The following is a 17292-nucleotide window of genomic DNA, read 5'->3' as shown; positions in this document are numbered from 1 at the left end:
GCGCAAGCGGCAGTCAGGCTCATCTCATATAGTTAGCATGAAACTCAAGATGATTTTCAATAAAGCTCGAGATAAAGAAATAGCTATGATCGTAACCTTCATGCATGTTTAGCGTGATAGGGTAGCCTGCTTTTTCTGCAGCTTGTTCGAATAACCAAGGCTTTAGCTGCTCGTCTAAAAACTGGTCACTTGAACCTTGCTCAATGAGTATCGGACGTTTTGTTGGACTAATATAGCGCGACAATAGTTCGGTCGCGTCATATTGTTGCCAACGCTGTTTGTCGTCCCCTAAATATCCTGTTAGCGCTTTTTGACCCCAAGGGCAGTTACTTGGGTTAACGATTGGACTAAACGCAGAGATACTCGTATAGGCATCAGGGTTTCTAAGCCCAATAATTAATGCACCATGCCCCCCATGGAATGACCACTAATGGCTTTTTGCGGGCTAACCGGGAAGTGGGCTTCGATTAACTGAGGTAATTCTTCAGTCACGTAGTCATACATTAGGTAATGTTGACTATATGGCGCCTGTGTCGCATTGACGTAAAACCCTGCACCTAGACCAAAGTCATAAGCGCCATTTTCGTCATCTGCAACGCCTTCTCCGCGCGGGCTTGTATCTGGTGCGACAATAGCGATACCAAGCTCGTTGGCTTTTTTAAACGCACCTGCTTTTTGCATGAAGTTTTCATCGCTGCAGGTTAACCCTGAGAGCCAATATAAAACCGGGACTTGTTGTCCCTCGTTGACAATTTCAGGTAAAAAAATGGCGAAGGTCATTTCACACTGCGTCGACTGGCTGGTATGTGTGTAGCGCTTATGCCAACCCCCGGATACTTTGTTGCTGGAAATCAGTTCCATCAAGTGCTCCTTAATTAAGCGAAATAGGACGCAACCTGTGCGTCCTTGAGCGGGTACTAGTAATGGATCACTGAGCGGATACTCTTGCCTTCATGCATTAAATCAAAGGCTTCATTAATATCTTCGAGCTTCATGGTATGAGTGATAAAGTCATTGAGTTTGAATTCACCAGCCATATAGCGTTCAACAATCTCAGGAAGCTCTGAGCGACCTTTTACGCCACCAAAAGCACTGCCGCGCCATACGCGACCGGTAACCAATTGGAATGGGCGTGTTGAAATCTCTTGTCCAGCGCCTGCAACACCGATGATGACAGACTCACCCCAACCTTTGTGACAGCACTCAAGGGCACTTCTCATAACATCTACGTTACCGATACATTCGAACGAGAAATCCACACCGCCATCGGTCATTTCAACGATCACTTCTTGGATAGGTTTGTCGAAGTTTTTCGGGTTGATAAGATCGGTTGCCCCAAGCTTTGTCGCCAGCTCAAACTTATCTTCATTGATGTCGATACCGATGATCCGACTCGCGCCAGCCATTGCCGCGCCAATGATAGCGGACAAGCCGATACCACCTAGGCCGAAAATGGCGACGGTATCGCCTTTTTGCACTTTAGCGGTATTCATTACTGCGCCCATTCCTGTGGTGACACCACAGCCAAGCAAACAGATCTCCTCAAGAGGCGCTGCTTTGTTTACTTTAGCCAAAGAGATTTCTGGCAGCACAGTGTACTCAGAGAACGTTGACGTGCCCATGTAGTGATAAATTGGTTGGCCGTCTTTATAAAAGCGGGTTGTGCCATCAGGCATCAAGCCTTTACCTTGGGTTTCACGGATCTGCTGACAAAGGTTCGTTTTACCAGACTTACAAAACTTACATTCGCCACACTCCGGTGTGTACAATGGGATCACGTGGTCGCCAACGGCAACGCTGGTAACGCCTTCACCAATCGCTTCAACAATACCTGCGCCTTCATGACCTAAGATTGCTGGGAATACGCCTTCAGGATCGTCGCCAGACAAAGTGAAAGCATCGGTATGACATACGCCTGTTGCGGTGATTTTAACTAAGACTTCACCTTTTTTCGGTGGCATAACATCAACTTCTTCAATACTAAGCGGTTGACCTGGGCCCCAAGCGATTGCTGCTTTAGATTTAATAAATTCAGACATGGTTTGTTCCTTTCTTAAAAGTTGATAGCAGTATAACTACATTATGATTTTTGATAATCTATAAAAATCATAAAGACTTTTACGTATATGTAATAATGGATAGATGGATTGGCATTGATGAGTTTGTAGCGGTCGCGAGTAATGGCTCATTTAGTGGGGCTGCAACTCAGTTAAATACTTCGGTTGCGCAAATTAGTCGCCGAGTGAAAATGTTAGAGGAGCGGCTCAACATACAACTTTTGACGCGCACCACCCGAAAATTAGCGCTGACTCAGGAAGGTGAAGTGTTTTTATCTCACGCAAAGCATTTGCAGCATGGATTAGATGACGCCACTGCTGCAATCCGTCAACGTGACAGACAGCCAACAGGCAAACTTAAGCTTACCGCACCGGTAATGTACGGCGAATCTTATGTCATGCCTGCCGTGGTTGATTTTATGCGTTTGTATCCCAAAGTTGAGGTAGAAATGCATTTAACGAACAATCAAGTCGACTTGCTCGATAAGGGCTTTGACTTGGCAATTCGACTCGGTAAGTTACAGGATTCATCACTGCGCGCCAAACGGCTAACCACACGTAAAACCATGGTGTGTGGCGCGAATATCTATTTAAATCAATTTGGCCAACCGCATACGCTCGCTGAGCTTGGCAATCATAAATGTTTGATTGGCAATAGTAGCGAATGGCGCTTTGTTGAGCACGGTAAAACGCGACAAATTAAAGTGGCGGGGCCACTGCGTTGCAACAGTGGTTGGGGGCTCTTGGAAGCAGCAAAGCAAGGCTTAGGTTTGGTACAGTTACCACATTATTACGTGCAAGAGGCGCTAGAGAGTGGTGAGTTAACGGAGGTACTAACCAACTTTAGACCTGAGGAAGAGGGCGTCTGGGCGCTGTATCCACCCAGACAATTTGTCGCGACCAGCTTACGGTTATTACTGGATCACTTAAGTGCGCACTTTAATAAGTTTTAGCCATAGTATCAATGGCTTGACTGAGCGCTATCTCGCGACTATCACAAAATGCACGGTCGCCTAGACGGTCATGAATGTTTAAGCGCTTGAGCTTATCGGTGGTCTCCAAATTCGGTGAATAGATAAACACGCTACAGTCAGCATCAAGCGCATCTGTAATCGCATTTTCAATGGCTAAGCCCACGGTGACATCAATCATAGCTACGTCGCTTAAATCTAATACCATGGCTTTGTATTCACTAATCTTGCGGTGTTGTCTTGCGATTGCTTTTGAGACGCTAAAAATCATTGGCCCGGAAAGATAAAAGAATAATAGTTTACCGTTGGCTTTATCTAACAGCTCGCTTTCCTTTTTTGTTAGTGGCACATCTTCATCGCTATCACTGTCGCTAATTGCTTTAACATGATTAGCTTGCACTCGGCTTAATCTCTCTATGATCATCACATTAGAGATAAATACGCCAAGGCCCACGGCAACAATCAGGTCAACAAAAACGGTAAGGAGCATTACGCCATACATAATCGCCATTTGACTGACACTAAGCTTATGAGCACGCTGGATAAAACTCCAATCCAGAATATTAAAACCAACATACACTGCAATACCTGCAAGCACCGCCATTGGGATTGGCTCGGTCAGGCTGCCCGCGATAAAGACTACGGCCATCAAAATTAGTGCCCTGAATATGCCAGCAATGGGCGAGCGAGCGCCCACTTGAATATTGACCACAGTTCCCATCGTTGCACCAGCACCTGGCAATGCACCAAAAAGGCCAGCTATCATATTGGCAATACCTTGGCCTCTGAGCTCCTTATCAGAATCATGTTCGGTTCGCGTTAAACTGTCGGCTATTACTGCTGTTAGTAACGTATCTATACAGCCCAAAGTGCCCAGTACCAATGCGTCGATAAGCATTTCAACGAATAGCTCTGGTGATAATACTGGCAACACAATACTTGGCAAGCCACTTGGAATTTCTCCGATGCGGCGAATACTATCGGTATCAAAAATAATAATTGAAAGCAGTGTAACGGCGACGAGTGCGACCAGTTGAGCGGGGACGTACTGGCGCCACTTACTTGGCATTTTGAATAAGATTGCAAGTGTGATCACCCCGAGGAACAACTCAGAAAAGTGTAAATCCATTAGCAGGCTGGGCAAATTAGACAAAGTGCCAACAACACCACCTGCAGGCGCTTGGTGTCCAAGTAAAGGAGCAAGCTGCAAAATAATGAGGATAACACCAATACCAGACATAAATCCGGAGATGACGCTGTAAGGCATCAAGGTAACGTATTTACCTAACTTGAGCGTACCGAGTAAAACCTGAAAAGCACCTGCCATCATGACAACAGTAAAGCCCATCGCAAGACCATTTTCGGGGTACTTGCTCATCATGGCGGTGAGTACTGCTGTCATGATAACAGTCATTGGGCCGGTTGGTTCAGAAATTAGGGAGGTTGAACCACCGAACAGCGCGGCAAATAAGCCAACTAAAATTGCGCCCCACATCCCAGCTTCTGCGCCAGCACCAGAGGCAACACCAAAAGCGAGTGCGAGTGGTAAAGAAATAATTGCAGTGGTTACACCACCGAATAGGTCACCTTTTAAAGAGGCGTTTTTAAATCTCTTAAGTGTGATCATACTTTTGACTTTAACGATCAAAGAATTGACGGCATTCTACTGATAAATAACACGGAGTGCTACGAAGGACTGGTATTACCATTTGTCTGCTCAGTAAAATTCGGACACAAAAAAGCCAGTCTAAAAAGACTGGCTTTTCAATTACTGCTTAGTCAACCTGAGCAGGAGAGGCCATGTCGGCGCTTGCTCTGCCTGTTGGTGACTTAGAGCCAACACCTAATCCGCTATTCGCCACAGTCTGACGCTGTTCATGTGGCATCGCAGATGGTGTTTCTACCACGACATCCTCAATCACACTTTGTGCCTTTGTCATTGGCGCGGCAGCCGTTTGATTGAAGCGTATACGGCTTTGTACTGAATTGCCGTTTACTACTTGTTGAGTAGGTGCTTCAACTGTTTCAGCGACTGGTGTATCTTCAGTTGAAGATTCAGTAACTGTTTCAGCAGCTGTTGTTTCCACAACCGCTTCTGTTGCCGGTGCCTCGGCTGCAGGCTCCTGAACTTCAGGTGTTGCCTCAGTGTCAGAAGCCTGAGTTTCTTCTACAACTGCAGTTTCAGCCTCAACTTTTTCCTCAGTCGATTCAACTTGTTCAGCCTCTACTGTGTCAGCGATTGGCTCAGCTTTCACCTCTTTTGCTGCTTCTGGCGGCATAGCTTCTACTGCTTCTGCGACTACTTCGTCAGCGCTTGCGGATGTTTCGGGCTGTGCAGCTTGTTGCAATGGTGCTTCAGCAGTACTTGCCTCAACTTCTTTTACAGGCTCCGCTTCTTGCGCTGCATTTTCGTCAACCCGTGCTTCGGCTGGCTTAGTTTCGACATGCTGCTCTGCATCAGTGTGTGTCTCAGAAACTGTCACTTCTGCCGCTGGCGCATTATCTTCAGTTACCGCTTCAGGTGACAATTGAGTCTCAACTGTATTTGCGTCTTGCTGTACACCTTCTTGAACGTCAATGTCAGAAGAAGATTTTGCTTTTAGCTCTGCTTCGTATTCTGCAGCTGCTTGATCTGCAACGGGCACAAATGCAGCAGCTTGACCTTTTTCAGGCGTATCCTGACGACGGCGACGTTGACCTGCCGCTCTCAGATGACGCGGAGAACGTCTAGAGCGAGTGCGGCCTTCTTTATTTTCGTCATCATTTTGCGATTCTGAAAGTTCGGCAGATACCACCTCGGTAACATCGTTTTGTTCGTGGCGCTCAGTGTTAGCAGTTTCTTGCTGCTTTGCTTGAGCGTGTACGTCAGATTGTTCAGAAGGTGCTGCTACATGTTCGTTAGTTGCAGACTCTTGTTCTGATTTGTCAGCGACAGGTTTCGCTTTTCTTTGCCTTGGCTTTTGTTCAGCTTTAGACTCAGCTGCCGTGTTCGCTGGTTGTTCAAGCGGCTTTGCTTCTACTTTCACTTCTTCAGTGCTAGCTTGCTCTGACGTGTTAGTATCCTGCGCATTGGTTTCTTCCACACGTACCTTCTTGCGAAGATTACGTCTTTGTCTGCGTGGTTTTACTGTCGCTTCTTTAACTGGCGCGTCTTTAGCCTCAACCGTTTCAACGTTATCGTTTACAGGCTCCTTAGCTGGACGGTTTGCTTTGTCCTGATCTTGGCGCTTTCTGTTATTTGGACGACGGCGTTTGCGGTTATCACCACGTTGCTCGTTACTGTTGTTTTCGTCTTTCGATTCAACCGTTGTGTCTTTTTGTTGATCGTTACGACGGCGGTTATTGTTACGACGACGATTGTTATTATTGCGACGGCGATTATCACGGTTGTTATCGCGTGATGATTTTTCTTCAGAAGGCTTGTTTTCTTCTTGGTTATCGCTGTCACTAGCAAATAGGCTCTTGAACCATTGGCCAATCTTTGCAAACAGGCTGGTGCCGTTTTGAGCAGGTTGTGCTTGTGGCTTACGCGTTTGTGGTTTTGCTGTTTGAGCTGGAGTAGGGGCTGGCGCAGGCGCCGGTGCTGGTGCATCAGGCATAACAACACCTTTTAACACAGGCTCCTCTTTCACAATCGCTTGAGCTCGAGCAATTTCAACGACTTCAGGCTCTGGCGCGGTGATCTGCTCATAGCTTGCAGCTTCTGTTGTTTCATCTTTACGCAACCTAACCACTTCATAGTGAGGTGTTTCTAGGTGTTGATTAGGGATGATAACAACGTGGCACTCGTGGCGCTTTTCGATGCGTTGCACAGAACGACGCTTTTCATTTAATAGATAAGCACCAACAGCGACAGGCACTTGGGCGTTGACCTGAGCGGTATTATCTTTGATCGCTTCTTCTTCGATTAGACGCAAGATAGACAAAGCAATGGATTCGTTTGAGCGAATGGTGCCTTGGCCGTCACAGCGTGGACACGTATGTTGGCTCGCTTCACCTAAAGACGGACGCAAACGTTGACGCGACATTTCTAATAAGCCGAAACGAGAAATCTTACCGATTTGCACGCGAGCACGGTCAGTACGAACGGCTTCTTTCAAGCGGTTTTCTACTTCACGTTGATGGCGAGGCGGAGTCATATCGATAAAGTCGATAACGATTAATCCACCTAAGTCACGTAAACGTAACTGGCGTGCAATCTCGTCAGCCGCTTCTAGGTTAGTATTCAGCGCAGTCTCTTCGATATCGCCACCTTTCGTCGCTTTTGACGAGTTGATATCGATAGAAGTGAGTGCTTCTGTTGGATCAATAACGATAGAACCACCTGAAGGCAAACGCACTTCACGCTGGAAAGCTGACTCAATCTGACTCTCAATTTGATAATGCGTGAATAACGGCACATCGTTTTGATAAAGCTTAACACGATTGATGAAATCTGGACGGAAACGCTCGATATGCGCTTTCGCTTCTTCAAAAACACGCGGTTTATCAATTAGGATCTCACCGATATCACGACGTAAATAATCGCGAATAGCACGGAAGATCACGTTACTTTCTTGGTGAATTAAGAAAGGTGCTTTACCGCTATTTGCTGCGTTTTGGATTGCGTCCCAATGAACAAGTAGCGCCTTAAGGTCGTACTCTAGTTCTTCGAAAGATTTACCTACGCCCGCGGTGCGTACGATAAGACCCATACCTTTAGGTACGTTTAAGCGACTCAATGCTTCTTTAAGCTCAATACGCTCATCACCTTCGATACGACGTGAAATACCGCCAGCTCTTGGGTTATTTGGCATTAATACCAAGTAGCTACCAGCGACGCTGATAAACGTTGTAAGTGCCGCACCTTTTTGACCACGTTCTTCTTTATCAACCTGAACGATGACTTCTTGACCTTCTTTGATCACGTCTTTGATGTTAGGACGACCGTTGAATGTGTAGCCATCTGGGAAATACGTTTTAGCGATTTCTTTTAAAGGAAGGAATCCGTGACGCTCAGCGCCATAATCAACAAATGCGGCTTCTAGGGATGGTTCGATACGGGTAATTTTACCCTTATAGATATTGGCTTTTTTCTGTTCGTGACCAGGGCTTTCTATATCTAGATCGTATAGACGCTGGCCGTCAACCAGTGCCACGCGCATTTCTTCTTGCTGCGTTGCATTGATCAGCATACGTTTCATATTGTAATTCTCTACTTAATTATTTACAGCGCCTGATACGTCTTGCCAGCGACAGCGTGCTACACCTTGGATGTTCCTATTAAATGATGCAGTCTCACGACTGGGGGAAAGGGAACATATTCACAGTTTCCGCTTTAAATCAGGGTAAAATCACTGATCCATCGTTCGCTCTTTGCACGTTTATTCGTTTCACAAAGTAGTCATGCACGGGGCAAGTTGAGCTTGGTTTGCCAAGCTTGGCTATCACCATCTTTTGACTTGATTGCTTTGTGGTTATTCACGAGTTGCGGCCTGCTATGCACGGGTATTACTGCAACTGTGGTAAACGTATCAGACAAATTTTAATTTCTTGCTTTTTGGTTTGTTCATCGTGTCCAGTCATTAAACGAAATATTACGCGCTTCGCACTGACTGTTCGCACGTGTTTATCTTAGATGCATGATAAAAGCTTTGGAAATATTAGCTCTAATCTGTATGATCTGCCATCCAAGATGTGCATCACGATATTGTTTTTGCGATAAAAAGCACCTCGCAAAAATTTGCGGCCTGATTATCCCACTAATAATGTCGAGATAGCAACTAAATTATTACTCAAATCAGTGATTAGGCAATGTCAGAGAAACCCGCATTACAAGTTAGCTTCGTTACCGTGACGGAAGACCAAGAAGGTCAAAGGATCGATAACTTTTTAGTTACGCATTTGAAAGGGGTGCCAAAAAGCGCCGTATATAAAATTCTTCGTAAAGGGGAAGTGCGCGTAAACAAAAAGCGGGTGAAGCCTGTATATAAACTACAAATCAATGATGAAATCCGTATCCCACCTGTGCGTGTTGCGGAGAAAACAGAGTTTGTGCCTAAAAATCTAGATAAAGTCGCAAACTTAGAAGATGCCATTCTTTATGAAGATAAGTATCTGATAGTTATAAATAAACCAGCCGGTATGGCGGTACATGGTGGCAGCGGCTTAAGCTATGGCTTAATTGAAGCATTAAGAGCATTACGCCCACAAGAGCAAAGTTTGGAGTTGGTGCACCGTTTGGACCGCGACACATCGGGTTGTTTGTTGATTTCAAAGCGCCGCGCTGTGCTTAAAGGACTTCATGAACAGTTAAGAGAAAAGACCATGGAGAAGAATTACCTTGCGCTGGTTTCAGGGCAATGGGATGCCAAACATAAAAATGTCACCGAACCGCTACGTAAAAATACCTTAAAGTCAGGTGAGCGAGTGGTGCGAGTGGATCATGAGCAAGGCAAGCCTTCTCATACTCGTTTTAGAGTCGTCGAGCGTTTTGAGTCCGCAACTTTAGTGCAAGCGTCACCAGTAACAGGCAGAACGCACCAGATCCGAGTGCATACTCAATGCAAAGGACATCCGATTGCGTGTGATGATAAGTATGGCGATCAGGTGTTTGATGCCAAAATGCGTGAAGTGGGATTAAATAGGCTGTTTTTGCATGCCAAAGAACTCAGATTTATGCACCCAAAAACAGAAACGACACACCATGTAGAGGCGCCATTGGATGGGGCTTTGGAAGAATGCTTAGTTAAATTAAGGAAGTAACATGCGTTATAAGTGTGTAATTTTCGACTGGGATGGCACCGTCATGGACTCTGTGCCAAAAATCGTAAATACCATTCATCAAGCTGCTGAATCTTGTGGAATTGCACCCGTCAGTAACGAAGCGGCGAAAAGTATTATCGGCCTGTCTCTCGATAAAGCGATACTGACACTTTTTCCAAATCATGAAGACAAATTAGCGTCTTTAATAGCGGCTTATAAGTATATCTATAAACATCAAGATAAAACTCCAGCGCCTCTATTTGAAGGCGCTGAAACACTTTTAAAGCAATTACATGGCAATGGAGTCAAAGTTGCGGTTGCAACAGGAAAAAGCCGAGTCGGGCTTGACCGTCTGATGACAGAAAGCGGGTTGAGTGATGTTTTCGTTACGACACGGACAGCATGTGAGGCGGAGTCTAAACCGCATCCCGATATGTTGCTTCAGATTTTGGCTGAACTAAATGTGGAAGCTACAGAGGCTGTCATGATAGGCGATACGATAATTGATATGAATTTAGCGAAGAATGCAGGCATTGACGCGATCGGCGTCACTATGGGTGTTGCAACAAGAGAGCTGTTATCGCAAACATCGGCTGCTTATATTTGCGATAACTATCATGACTTGTCTAACCTATTGTTGGCCTGATTGCTCAGCGAGCACATCAATACCAAATGTGAGCAGTGTTTTAGTGAGTTGAATAAGGGGAAGGCCAATCAGGGTATTGGGGTCTTCTCCTTCAAGTTTATCAAACAGACAGATCCCTAATCCTTCGCTTTTAAAGCTTCCAGCACAGTTGTAAGGTGTTTCCGCATCACAATAGTTACTGATCTGTGCTTGGGTAAGTTGGCGAAAGTAAACGTAGAACGGTACTACTTCAGTGACCGTTTTGCCGCTTTCAATGTCGAAAACGGTTAAACCAGTCAAAAAAGTCACGCGATTATTACTAAATAGGCTTAGTTGCTTAATCGCGTTCTCTTTATTATGCGGCTTTCCTAGGATCTCACCGTTGAACAGCGCGACTTGGTCTGAACCAATCACCACACCTTGTTGATATTTTGCTATTGCTGCTTTGGCTTTTGATTCGCTCAACCGTGCAACAAGTTGCTGCGCTGATTCACCTTCGAGTGTTTGCTCATCTACATCCGGTGAAAAAGATGCAAAAGGAAGCATTAATTTTTTCAAAATTGACTGCCTAAATGGCGAACTTGAAGCTAGAATAAGGGGCGTTTTCATGAGATTTTTATCTTTGTGACAACATTGCCAACAGGATAATGCGCAATAACGCGAAAAACAAAGGGAAAGTGTATTTTTACTTTGACTAACACAGTAACTATCTATATGATGCAGCCCCTATGCAAAAGGTGAAAATTCCCATCACTATTGATCCATGCAGAGCAGCGCAACGTCGAGCATCTTATGACGGTGTTGTAATGCTTGAAGAACTTTCTCGATTGCAGCAAGTTGTGCGTGATCAAAATAGTGAAATAGCGGTAGACATTCATTTCAACATCGACGAACAAGGTTTGGTTGTTGTGCAAGGCAAAGTCCGAGCCCATCTAACTGTTGTATGTCAGCGTTGTAATGATGAATTAGGGTTGGATTTGGAACAAGACTTTGCGTATTCGCCAGTCGGATTAGGTGCAGAGTCGGATGATCTTCCCGAGCGTTATGATGTGTTGGAACTGGATGAAGAGGGTGAAGTTAATCTAAGACAAATCGTCGAAGATGAACTGCTACTCGCGATTCCGATAGTCCCGACGCATGATGAAGCACTATGCTCTTATTCTGATAAGCCAAAGAGCTTTGGTGAAATTGAAGCAGAAGATAGCAAACCAAATCCATTTGAAATTTTGAAACAACTTAAGAAAGATTCTTAGGAGAAGGCTAATGGCGGTACAAAAAAGCAAGAAGTCACGCGCACGTCGTGGTATGCGTCGTTCACACGATGCGATCAGTGGACCAGCTCTAACTGTAGATCAGGTTTCTGGCGAGACTCATCGTCGTCACCACGTGACTGCTGACGGTTACTACAAAGGCGTTAAAGTAATTTCTAAGTAAGAGATTACTTTATGCTGACTGATCTAACCATTGCGTTAGATATGATGGGGGGCGATTACGGCCCCCGTTCATCTATCCCCGCAGCCATCGCTGCTGTGCTTAAGCACCCAAATTTAAATCTAATCCTCTGTGGTAATCAGCAAGTTATTGAAAGTGCTTTGACTAAAGCAAATATGCTGGATCATCCAAGACTCAAAATTAAACACTGTAAAGAAGTCGTCACTAACGGTTGTGAACCTGCCTCTGCACTTAGAAATAAAAAGCAGTCTTCAATGCGTATTGCGCTTGATTTGGTGAAATCTGGCGAAGCGCAGGCTTGTGTAAGTTCAGGCAATACAGGTGCGCTCTTTTTTATGGCCCACTATGTGCTAAAAATGTTGCCTGGCATCAAGCGTCCCGCGTTAATTTCAGCCGTTCCAACAGAGAAAAAACAGCCCGTTTATCTGCTTGATCTTGGTGCGAATGTGCATTGTGACCCTGAGACCCTCTATCAGTTTGGTATTATGGGCTCAATCGTGGCTGGAGAGGCATTAAATATTCCTTCACCTAAAGTGTGCTTGCTAAACATTGGCTCTGAAGAAATCAAAGGTCATGATGGTATCAAGCAAGCTGCAAAATTAATGAAATCCTCATCTGTTATTAATTATCAAGGCTATTGTGAGGGGAGCGATATGTTCTCTGGCAAAGCCGATGTTATTGTGTGTGAGGGATTTGTCGGCAACGTTGCCTTGAAAACCTGTGAAGGGATTGCCAAACTCATCATGCATAAGTTTAGCAAAGCGTTAAAAAAGCACTTTTTTTATAAAGCGTTGGCCTTTTTACTTCGACCCGTTATAAAAAAATTGTATAGAAGGGTGAACCCCGACCAGTATAACGGTGCAAGTCTGGTAGGATTGCGCGGTATTGTTGTGAAAAGTCACGGAAATGCCACAACTAAGGCATTTTTAGCCGCGATTGAAGAAGCTGCGCAAGAAGTACAACGTAAGATCCCTGAAAAGATCCAAACGGTGTTTGCTCAGGTCGACACAGAAAAACAACCGTCAGGTCCGCATCCCTAACACTTCTAAGTGACATGAGGACGTGGCGACAACAGAGAAAATAAGAGCACAATATGTCACAAAAAATCGCATTATTTTTCCCAGGGCAGGGCTCACAAAGCGTGGGCATGTTATCTGAATTATTAGCATCTTCTGACATCGTTAAAGCGACGTTCGCTGAAGCGTCAGAAGCACTAGGCTACGATTTAGCCGAACTTGTGCTAAATGGTCCTGAAGAAGAATTAAACCAAACGCATCGTACTCAACCGGCATTATTAACCGCAAGTGTCGCTATCTTTAGAGCGTGGCAAGAGAAAGGTGTTGAAGCTGAACTGACGTTAGCAGGCCATAGTCTAGGCGAATACTCTGCATTAGTATGTGCAGAAGTATTAACCCTTGCAGATGCCGTTAAGTTAGTTGAAAAACGTGGTTTATACATGCAAGAAGCAGTTCCTGCTGGTACGGGTTCAATGGCGGCAATTATTGGTTTAGATGATGATGTGATTGCTAAGGTGTGTGCCGAATCTGCACAGGGGGATGTTGTTTCGCCGGTAAACTACAACTCACCAGGTCAAGTGGTGATTGCGGGTCATGTTGAAGCAGTAAATCGAGCCTCTGAAGCGTGTAAAGAAGCAGGAGCTAAACGCGCATTACCACTTGCAGTTAGCGTTCCATCTCATTGCGCATTAATGAAACCAGCAGCTGATAAATTAGCTAAAGATCTTGAGATACTCGCTTTTTCAGAGCCAAAGTTTGACGTGATTAACAATGTTGACGTTGCTGTTGCAAAAGATGCTGCAGCAATAAAAGATGCGCTTATTCGCCAGCTTTATAGTCCAGTAAGATGGACTGAAACTGTACAAGCGGTTGCAAAAGAAGGTGTTACAACAACTTTTGAGTTCGGCCCTGGTAAAGTGATTTCGGGTCTTGTCAAACGCATCGACCGCTCAGTGTCGTGCGTGTCGGTAAATGATTTAGCTGCCATTGCAGCAGCAGAATAATAACGAGAGTATTATGAGTAATTTATTTTCTTTAGAAGGAAAAGTAGTACTAGTAACGGGTGCTAGCCGAGGTATTGGTAAAGCAATCGCTAACGCCTTAGTGGCACAAGGTGCAAAAGTTGCGGGTACTGCAACGAGTGAGTCTGGAGCAGAGCGTATCTCTGAGTATCTAGGCGAAAATGGTAAAGGTTATGCGCTAAACGTGACAGATGCCGACTCAATCGCAGCAACTTTGGATGCAATCAAAGCAGACTTAGGTGATATCGATGTGCTGGTAAACAATGCTGGTATCACTCGTGATAACTTGCTGATGCGCATGAAAGATCAAGAGTGGGATGATATCATCGATACTAACTTGTCATCTATTTTCCGCTTATCAAAAGCGGTACTTCGCCCAATGATGAAGAAGAAAAATGGCCGTATCATTAACATTGGTTCAGTAGTGGGCACTATGGGTAATGCGGGTCAAGCTAACTATGCTGCTGCAAAAGCGGGCGTAATTGGTTTTACAAAATCATTGGCGCGTGAGGTTGCATCTCGTGGTATTACGGTAAATACTGTAGCACCGGGCTTCATTCAGACAGACATGACGGATGAGCTAACTGATGAGCAAAAAGCAGCGACTTTGGCGAATGTACCAGCAGGTCGTTTAGGTCAGCCTGAAGAAATCGCAGCGGCTGTGGTTTATTTAGCATCAGATGTGGCAGCTTATGTTTCTGGTGAAACTTTGCACGTAAATGGTGCGATGTACATGGTTTAACCCGCTAAGATCACAAATCAATTGAAATTTTTGTGATCTTGTCGACAACGTACTTGAAATCGTCACGAAAATAGGCGATAAAAAGATCCAAAGCTTTGTAACAGGTTTGACCAGAAAAAAAAGTACGGGTCAATCCTTGAATCCCAGAATGATGCGTCGTAAACTGCGCCGCAATCTGAAAATTAACGCAGTAGCGTTTAAATAAAGGAAAGAAGAATGAGCGACATCCAAGAACGCGTAAAGAAAATTATTGTTGAACAACTAGGTGTTAAAGAAGAAGAAGTTAAATCAGAAGCGTCTTTCGTTGATGATTTAGGTGCTGACTCTCTAGACACTGTTGAGCTTGTAATGGCGCTAGAAGAAGAGTTCGATACAGAAATCCCTGATGAAGAAGCTGAGAAAATCACTACTGTTCAGGCAGCTATCGACTACGTTACTGCTCACGCTGAGTAACTAGCTTTTCTATTAGGGCAGCACTCGCTGCCCTAACTCTTTCTAGACCCCCCAATTATTATAATAATCCCTTTTTGGAGGACACCGTGGCTAAACGTCGAGTCGTAGTAACTGGCTTAGGTATGTTGACGCCGCTGGGTAATGATGTTGCATCTACCTGGCAGGGCTTATTAGAAGGCCGTAGTGGTATTCGCAATATCACGCATTTTGACACAGAAGGTTTCGGGACTAAGTTTGCTGGTTTAGTGAACGACTTTGATGTCACTGAGTACATTTCCCCTAAAGATGCTAAAAAAATGGATGTTTTCATCCAGTATGGTATCGCTGCAGGTGTACAGGCTTTAAAAGACTCAGGTCTTGAAGTTAACGAAGAGAATGCCGCTAGAGTTGGTGTGGCCATCGGCTCTGGTATCGGTGGTTTGACGCTAATTGAAGAAAACCACGTTAAGCTATTAAATAGCGGTCCACGCAAGCTTTCTCCGTTTTACGTTCCGTCTACCATTATCAATATGATCTCTGGCCACTTGTCCATCATGCATGGCTTGAGAGGTCCAAATATTTCGATTGTGACTGCATGTACAACTGGCCTTCATAATATTGGCCATGCGGCACGTATGATTGCGTACGGCGATGCGGATGCGATGGTAGCAGGCGGTGCTGAAAAAGCGTCAACGCCAATTGGTATGGGTGGTTTTAGCGCGGCTCGTGCGCTTTCTACACGTAACGATGATCCGCAAGCGGCTTCTCGCCCTTGGGATAAAGACCGTGATGGTTTTGTGCTAGCTGATGGAGCCGGTGTGATCGTACTGGAAGAATATGAACATGCGAAAGCTCGTGGTGCGAAGATCTACGCTGAACTGGTTGGCTTTGGTATGAGTGGCGATGCATATCACATGACATCACCACCAGAAGACGGTGCAGGTGCTGCACAGGCCATGGTTAATGCATTGAATGATGCAGGGATCAATGCAGAGCAGGTTGGCTATATCAACGCACACGGCACTTCTACTCCAGCGGGTGACGTTGCAGAGACGCATGCTGTTAAGTCGGTATTTGGTTCTGCGGCAAAAAATGTGATGGTGAGCTCGTCTAAATCAATGATGGGTCACTTACTTGGTGCTGCGGGCTCAGTTGAATCAATTATTTCGATTCTTGCGCTGCAAGACCAAAAAGTAACACCGACCATTAACTTGGATAACCCAGATGAAGGCTGTGATTTAGATTATGTGCCTCATACTGCCCGTGATGCGAAACTAGAGTACACTTTGTGTAACTCGTTTGGTTTCGGTGGAACAAACGGTTCGTTGCTATTTAAAAAGGTGTAGAGGTGTAGAGCAGCCTTAGTAATTTGATAGCAAAGTAGGTTATGATAAAAAAGCTCGGCATTGCCGAGTTTTTTTATGTTTTTGATACCCTTAAAAAGGAAAGTGATGTGGATAATCAACAGCTTTTTTCTAACACTGACAGAGGATTGGCCTATGGCGATGGCTTTTTTACCACCGCGCTAGTCCGTGATGGAAATGTTGATTTGTGGCCACTTCATAGAAATCGACTGGTGGAATGTCAGCAGCGCTTGGGCTTTCCTGAGTTACGACTAGACGAAATCGAGTTTTTGGTTCAAGAGCAAGTTAAAGATAAAGCGGAAGCGGTGCTAAAGATCCTTATCACTCGAGGGGAAGGAGGCCGTGGTTATCAAGCTCCTGAGACGCCTGAGCTGAGTGTGAGTATTCAGGTATTACCTTTTCCTTCACACTATACAACTTGGCAGCAGAATGGGATTGAAGTCGCATTAAGCCGAGTTAAACTGGGTATTCAGCCGTTGCTCGCTGGATTAAAGACACTGAATCGGTTAGAACAAGTACTTATTAAACAAGATGCACAGACATTGGTTTGTGACGATGTCATTGTGACGGACATCAATGATAGGGTGATTGAAGCGTCAGCGGCAAATATCATCATGATTAAAGACAACAGGCTGTATACACCAGAACTTAGTGGCTCAGGCATTAAAGGCGTGTTTTTAACCGCACTTGAAAGTAAACACGATATAAGGGTCAAAAATATTGCTTTTGACGAGTTACAAGCGGCTGATGGTGTATTTATTTGTAATAGTTTAATGCAGTTGGTACCTGTAGTAAGAATTGAGAATAAACATTTCGATATCGCCGACTTACATGAATTGAAAAGGCGATTTTTAGGGAAATAATATA

General features: G+C 44.8%; 15 protein-coding genes and 1 pseudogene. 11 read left to right on the top strand and 5 right to left on the bottom strand.

Annotation, left to right across the window (positions count from 1 at the left end; genetic code table 11):
- Positions 1-19: 19 nt before the first annotated feature.
- A pseudogene (gene fghA / locus GSF13_RS16080) lies at positions 20-861 on the bottom strand (S-formylglutathione hydrolase).
- Between the two features lie 56 nt (positions 862-917).
- Complete coding sequence (locus GSF13_RS16075; RefSeq protein ID WP_069022378.1) at positions 918-2039, bottom strand: S-(hydroxymethyl)glutathione dehydrogenase/class III alcohol dehydrogenase; 1122 nt, start codon at positions 2037-2039, stop codon at positions 918-920.
- A 95-nt stretch (positions 2040-2134) separates the two neighbouring features.
- Here GSF13_RS16075 and GSF13_RS16070 point away from each other — a divergent pair, with 95 nt between their 5' ends.
- Positions 2135-3010 carry a LysR substrate-binding domain-containing protein gene (locus tag GSF13_RS16070; RefSeq protein WP_211866275.1) on the top strand — a complete coding sequence of 292 codons (876 nt, stop codon included), beginning with the start codon at positions 2135-2137 and terminating at the stop codon, positions 3008-3010.
- Here GSF13_RS16070 and GSF13_RS16065 read toward each other — a convergent pair.
- Positions 2997-4655, bottom strand: coding sequence for a SulP family inorganic anion transporter (locus GSF13_RS16065; protein ID WP_010605005.1), 1659 nt, complete (start codon positions 4653-4655; stop codon positions 2997-2999). The two genes, GSF13_RS16070 and GSF13_RS16065, sit on opposite strands and share 14 nt — an antisense overlap.
- A 148-nt stretch (positions 4656-4803) precedes the next feature.
- Positions 4804-8211 carry a ribonuclease E gene (gene rne, locus GSF13_RS16060; RefSeq protein WP_211866273.1) on the bottom strand — a complete coding sequence of 1136 codons (3408 nt, stop codon included), beginning with the start codon at positions 8209-8211 and terminating at the stop codon, positions 4804-4806.
- Between the two features lie 610 nt (positions 8212-8821).
- Here rne and rluC point away from each other — a divergent pair.
- Both rluC and GSF13_RS16050 read left to right on the top strand, forming a co-directional pair.
- Positions 8822-9772: a 23S rRNA pseudouridine(955/2504/2580) synthase RluC gene (gene rluC, locus GSF13_RS16055; protein ID WP_211866271.1), complete on the top strand. Its 951-nt coding sequence runs from the start codon at positions 8822-8824 to the stop codon at positions 9770-9772.
- A 1-nt stretch (position 9773) separates the two neighbouring features.
- Positions 9774-10418, top strand: a complete 645-nt coding sequence (locus GSF13_RS16050) for an HAD-IIIA family hydrolase (protein ID WP_211866269.1) — start codon at positions 9774-9776, stop codon at positions 10416-10418.
- Here the strand turns inward: GSF13_RS16050 and GSF13_RS16045 are convergent.
- Positions 10404-11006, bottom strand: coding sequence for a nucleoside triphosphate pyrophosphatase (locus GSF13_RS16045; protein WP_010605001.1), 603 nt, complete (start codon positions 11004-11006; stop codon positions 10404-10406). The genes GSF13_RS16050 and GSF13_RS16045 overlap by 15 nt on opposite strands.
- A gap of 119 nt (positions 11007-11125) precedes the next feature.
- Between GSF13_RS16045 and yceD the strand changes: the two genes are divergently transcribed.
- The 8 genes from yceD (at position 11126) to pabC (ending at position 17288) form a co-directional block, all read left to right on the top strand.
- Entirely contained in the window at positions 11126-11650 is a 525-nt protein-coding gene (gene yceD / locus GSF13_RS16040) for a 23S rRNA accumulation protein YceD (RefSeq protein ID WP_010374009.1), read from the top strand.
- A 10-nt stretch (positions 11651-11660) separates the two neighbouring features.
- A complete protein-coding gene (rpmF, locus tag GSF13_RS16035) occupies positions 11661-11831 on the top strand; it encodes a 50S ribosomal protein L32 (protein WP_010374010.1) in 171 nt (56 codons plus the stop codon).
- A gap of 11 nt (positions 11832-11842) precedes the next feature.
- Complete coding sequence (gene plsX, locus GSF13_RS16030; protein WP_010605000.1) at positions 11843-12889, top strand: phosphate acyltransferase PlsX; 1047 nt, start codon at positions 11843-11845, stop codon at positions 12887-12889.
- Between the two features lie 53 nt (positions 12890-12942).
- Entirely contained in the window at positions 12943-13869 is a 927-nt protein-coding gene (gene fabD / locus GSF13_RS16025; RefSeq protein ID WP_010604999.1) for an ACP S-malonyltransferase, read from the top strand.
- 13 nt (positions 13870-13882) lie between these two features.
- Positions 13883-14629, top strand: a complete 747-nt coding sequence (gene fabG / locus GSF13_RS16020) for a 3-oxoacyl-ACP reductase FabG (protein WP_010604998.1) — start codon at positions 13883-13885, stop codon at positions 14627-14629.
- Between the two features lie 216 nt (positions 14630-14845).
- Positions 14846-15082 (top strand): acyl carrier protein, encoded by a 237-nt coding sequence (gene acpP, locus GSF13_RS16015; RefSeq protein ID WP_010374019.1) that lies wholly within the window; start codon positions 14846-14848, stop codon positions 15080-15082.
- 86 nt (positions 15083-15168) lie between these two features.
- A complete protein-coding gene (fabF, locus tag GSF13_RS16010) occupies positions 15169-16407 on the top strand; it encodes a beta-ketoacyl-ACP synthase II (protein ID WP_010604997.1) in 1239 nt (412 codons plus the stop codon).
- Between the two features lie 41 nt (positions 16408-16448).
- Positions 16449-17288, top strand: coding sequence for an aminodeoxychorismate lyase (gene pabC, locus GSF13_RS16005; protein ID WP_211866267.1), 840 nt, complete (start codon positions 16449-16451; stop codon positions 17286-17288).
- The last annotated feature ends 4 nt before the right edge of the window (positions 17289-17292 follow it).

This window comes from Pseudoalteromonas sp. M8 (genome assembly GCF_018141365.1).
Lineage (GTDB): Bacteria > Pseudomonadota > Gammaproteobacteria > Enterobacterales > Alteromonadaceae > Pseudoalteromonas.
This window is presented reverse-complemented; position numbering and strand designations above follow the sequence as displayed.

Coding starts and splice junctions, on each gene's coding strand:
- GSF13_RS16075 (WP_069022378.1), bottom strand. CDS start 2,039: ATGTCTGAATTTATTAAATCTAAAGCAGCAATCGCTTGGGGCCCAGGT.
- GSF13_RS16070 (WP_211866275.1), top strand. CDS start 2,135: ATGGATAGATGGATTGGCATTGATGAGTTTGTAGCGGTCGCGAGTAAT.
- GSF13_RS16065 (WP_010605005.1), bottom strand. CDS start 4,655: ATGATCACACTTAAGAGATTTAAAAACGCCTCTTTAAAAGGTGACCTA.
- rne (WP_211866273.1), bottom strand. CDS start 8,211: ATGAAACGTATGCTGATCAATGCAACGCAGCAAGAAGAAATGCGCGTG.
- rluC (WP_211866271.1), top strand. CDS start 8,822: ATGTCAGAGAAACCCGCATTACAAGTTAGCTTCGTTACCGTGACGGAA.
- GSF13_RS16050 (WP_211866269.1), top strand. CDS start 9,774: ATGCGTTATAAGTGTGTAATTTTCGACTGGGATGGCACCGTCATGGAC.
- GSF13_RS16045 (WP_010605001.1), bottom strand. CDS start 11,006: ATGAAAACGCCCCTTATTCTAGCTTCAAGTTCGCCATTTAGGCAGTCA.
- yceD (WP_010374009.1), top strand. CDS start 11,126: ATGCAAAAGGTGAAAATTCCCATCACTATTGATCCATGCAGAGCAGCG.
- rpmF (WP_010374010.1), top strand. CDS start 11,661: ATGGCGGTACAAAAAAGCAAGAAGTCACGCGCACGTCGTGGTATGCGT.
- plsX (WP_010605000.1), top strand. CDS start 11,843: ATGCTGACTGATCTAACCATTGCGTTAGATATGATGGGGGGCGATTAC.
- fabD (WP_010604999.1), top strand. CDS start 12,943: ATGTCACAAAAAATCGCATTATTTTTCCCAGGGCAGGGCTCACAAAGC.
- fabG (WP_010604998.1), top strand. CDS start 13,883: ATGAGTAATTTATTTTCTTTAGAAGGAAAAGTAGTACTAGTAACGGGT.
- acpP (WP_010374019.1), top strand. CDS start 14,846: ATGAGCGACATCCAAGAACGCGTAAAGAAAATTATTGTTGAACAACTA.
- pabC (WP_211866267.1), top strand. CDS start 16,449: ATGATAAAAAAGCTCGGCATTGCCGAGTTTTTTTATGTTTTTGATACC.